2 protein-coding genes are annotated in these 3,120 nt (G+C 62.5%); both read right to left on the bottom strand.

Translation table 11 applies throughout. From position 1 onward, the window contains the following. Positions 1 to 2,026, bottom strand: a 2,026-nt coding sequence (locus PMI16_RS09515; protein ID WP_007878901.1) for a condensation domain-containing protein, incomplete at its 3' end; no start/stop codon positions are given. A gap of 128 nt (positions 2,027 to 2,154) precedes the next feature. Beyond that, positions 2,155 to 3,015 (bottom strand): YqcI/YcgG family protein, encoded by an 861-nt coding sequence (locus tag PMI16_RS09510; RefSeq protein WP_007878900.1) that lies wholly within the window; start codon positions 3,013 to 3,015, stop codon positions 2,155 to 2,157. Positions 3,016 to 3,120 lie beyond the last annotated feature (105 nt).

The following is a 3,120-nucleotide window of genomic DNA, read 5'->3' as shown; positions in this document are numbered from 1 at the left end:
TCAGGGCGCGCTGGCTGATGGCTACGCCCTTGGGGCGGCCGGTGGAGCCGGAGGTATAGATGACGTAGGCCAGTTGGTCGGCCAGCACCGGCATGTGGAAAGGCTGGTCGGACACGCCGTCGAGCTGGTCGATCCGGATCACTTGATACCCGGCCAGGACGTCGGCCAGTTGCGTGGCGGTGTCGGCGTCGGCCAGCACGGTGCGTACGCCGGCGTCTTCCAGCATCAGGGCCAGGCGATCGGCGGGATAGTCCGGGTCCAGCGGCAGGAAGGCGCCGCCGGATTTGAAGATGCCCAGCAAACCGGCGACCATGCCGACCGAACGGGTGACGCACAGGCCGACCCGTTCTTCGGCCCGGACGCCGGCTTCATGCAAACGCCGGCCAACCTGGCTGGCCCATTGTTCGAGTTGGCCGTAGCTGAGCCGTTGGCCTTCGCAGTGCAAGGCCGGCGCTTGCGGCTGCGCCAGGGCACGGGCGCTGATGCGTTGTGCGACCGGGTTGAAGGGGTAATCGGCGCGTGACCTTGCCTGCTCTTGCTCTGTCCCCCGCGCCTGGCTCAGGTGCAGCGAGCCCAGTGGCAACATGCTGCCGTGCGCTGCCAGTTGGGTAAGTATTTCGACATAGTGTCCCAGCAGGCGACGGATCACCGGCGCGTCGAGGACATCGTTGGAATAGTTGAACGCCACTACCGGCGTAGAAGCATCGACCACATTGAGCACCAGGTCGAAACGCGAAGTCTCGATCGCGCCCTGCAGCCGCGATACCCGCAATCCGGGCAGCGCCATGTCTTCGTCCCTGACCACGGAAAAATTGAACATGGCCTGGAACAAGGGGCTATGACTAAGGCTGCGCTCAGGCTGCAATGCATCCACCAGGCGAGCGAACGGCAGATCCTGATGCGCGTGCGCCTCGAGCACCCGTTCACGCACGTGTTCGAGCAACTGGCCGAAAGTGAGCAGGCCGTCGAGCTCGCTGCGGATGACCAGCGTATTGACAAAAAAACCAATCAGCGGCGCAGTCTCAAGCCGCTCCCGCCCGGCTGCCGGTACGCCGATGCGAATATCTTGCTGACCGCTATAGCGCGCCAGCAAAATGTCGTAGGCAGCCAGCAGCAGCATGAACAGGCTGGCGTCGTGCTGCTGCGCGAGGGCGCGCAGTTGCGCCAGCAGTGCGGGCGCCAGCAAACTTTCTTCGCGTCCGCCCTCCCCGCTGCGCATGCCGCTGCGCATCCGCGAAAGCGGCAGTTCAAGCACCGCCTGCGTGCTGCCTAGCCGTTCTCGCCAAAAATTCAGTTGCTTGTCCATCGCTTCGGCATCGACCCAGTCGCGTTGCCACAAGGTGTAGTCGCCGTACTGAATCGGCAGCGGCGACAAGGATGCCGCCGCGCCGCTGCGTGCGGCGCGGCAAGCCTCGCTGAACTCCTTGTTGAGCACGTCCATGGACCAGCCGTCCGAGATGATGTGGTGCATGGAAAAATGCAGCACATGTTCTTGCTCGGCGCAGCGGATCAGCGTCACCCGCAACAAGGGACCGGCGATCAGATCGAAGGGTTGGCGCGCCAGCCCCTGCAGCACGTCCGCGATGCCCTCGCCGGCGGCCGGCGGAGCCAGCTCGCTCCAGCCGTAAGCCTTCTGAGCTGCGTTTTTCTGGCCGGCGATTTGCCAGACCGCGTCGTCTTCTTCTATGAAGGTGTTGCTGAGGCTTTCGTGGCGCGCCACCATCTGTTCCAGCGCCAGGCGCACATCGGCGACCTCCAGCCGGCCTTCGATGCGCACGGCGCCGGCGATGTTGTAGGCCGCGCTGTGCGGATCCAGCCGCCACAGAAACCACAGTCGCTCTTGCGCGTGCGACAGCGGCAGGCGCGCGCCGCGTGAGGGAAACGGCACAATCGGAAGTCGTGAGGCATCGATGCCCTTGGCCTTGATTCTGGCGCGGAATGCCTTGCGTTTGTCTGCCGACAGCGCGACGTAGGCACGCGATACCGCCAGCAGTTCATCGGGCGATGGCGTCAATACCTCACTCATTATGTGACTCTCCTGATTCTCAAGATGTGCAGCTGATTCGGACTACGATGCGGATTGCCGGGCGTGGCCGCGCAGATTTGTCGGCGGCGCAATCTGCTTATTAGCTATTGCCTGTCGACTATTGACGACTAAGCATCGGCCTGGTTGAACGCGTCCTGGGCAAAATTGGGGATGATGACGGGACCATGATTGATGTCCGACAGCTGCGGCGCCGGCGCCATGCGGCTCAGGAACGGGCACTTGTCGAGCGCGGGGGAATTTTCATCGGGCAGGAAATACTGCTTCCACTCCAGATTGCCGGGATCGCCATAAAATCCCAGATCAGGATGCGCCGGGATGTCATCCCATTTGAGCAGACGGCGCCGCACTTCATTGCGCGCCTGCACGCCGATCACGCGATTGGTGACCTTGTCGACGAACACGCTGCGCGGCTGAAACAGCAGCACCATGCCCGGCCCCAGATTGCGGCTGTGGCGCGCCCGGAACGACGGGCAGGCGCACACAACAAACATTTCCAGCGCGGCAAAGGTAAATTCCCAGGCCGGGTCGGACGGGTCGGGATGGTAGTCGGCCGACGGATCGCTATCCTGGTCATGCAGGTACTGCAGGATGCTCCAGAAGCGTTGGTGATATTGCGCATGCGCGAGCGGCTCGGGATCCGGCTCAAAGAAGATCGCAATATTGTTTTTCTGATAGACCGGCTGCACCGACAGCTCGGCGAACTTGGCCATGGTTTGCGGCAGCAGCGAGATGTCGTCGCCGGCGACGTAGGAGTAAAACATCTCCCCTCGCTTCTCTGCCTGTGTGCCGAAAAAGCAGGGATAGGCGGGATCGATCACTTGGGTGCGCAAGGTGTCGTAAGAACCGACCAACCAATCCGGAAAATCAACATCGCCGATATCATTACCGACGATGATGCGCCGGCGCCAGTCGCTGACCTCGTCGGCGGGCTCCGAGACACTGATGTTTTTGCTTACGTTCAACGGCATGCTGATCTCCGTTCTGTCCTTGATGTCGCCGCGAGGCGATGACTGATCGCGAAATAAATGCGAATGACTCTGCAGGGCGGCACGGCCTGAGCCTGCCGCTGCCAG

The sequence above is a fragment of the Herbaspirillum sp. CF444 genome, assembly GCF_000282135.1.
GTDB lineage: Bacteria > Pseudomonadota > Gammaproteobacteria > Burkholderiales > Burkholderiaceae_D > Herbaspirillum.
Note: the sequence above shows the minus strand (reverse complement) of the source record. Positions and strands in the feature narration are given on the sequence as shown.

What these genes read in the sequence shown, in the direction of transcription:
- PMI16_RS09510 (WP_007878900.1), bottom strand. Translation starts at nt 3,015, where the DNA reads ATGCCGTTGAACGTAAGCAAAAACATCAGTGTCTCGGAGCCCGCCGAC.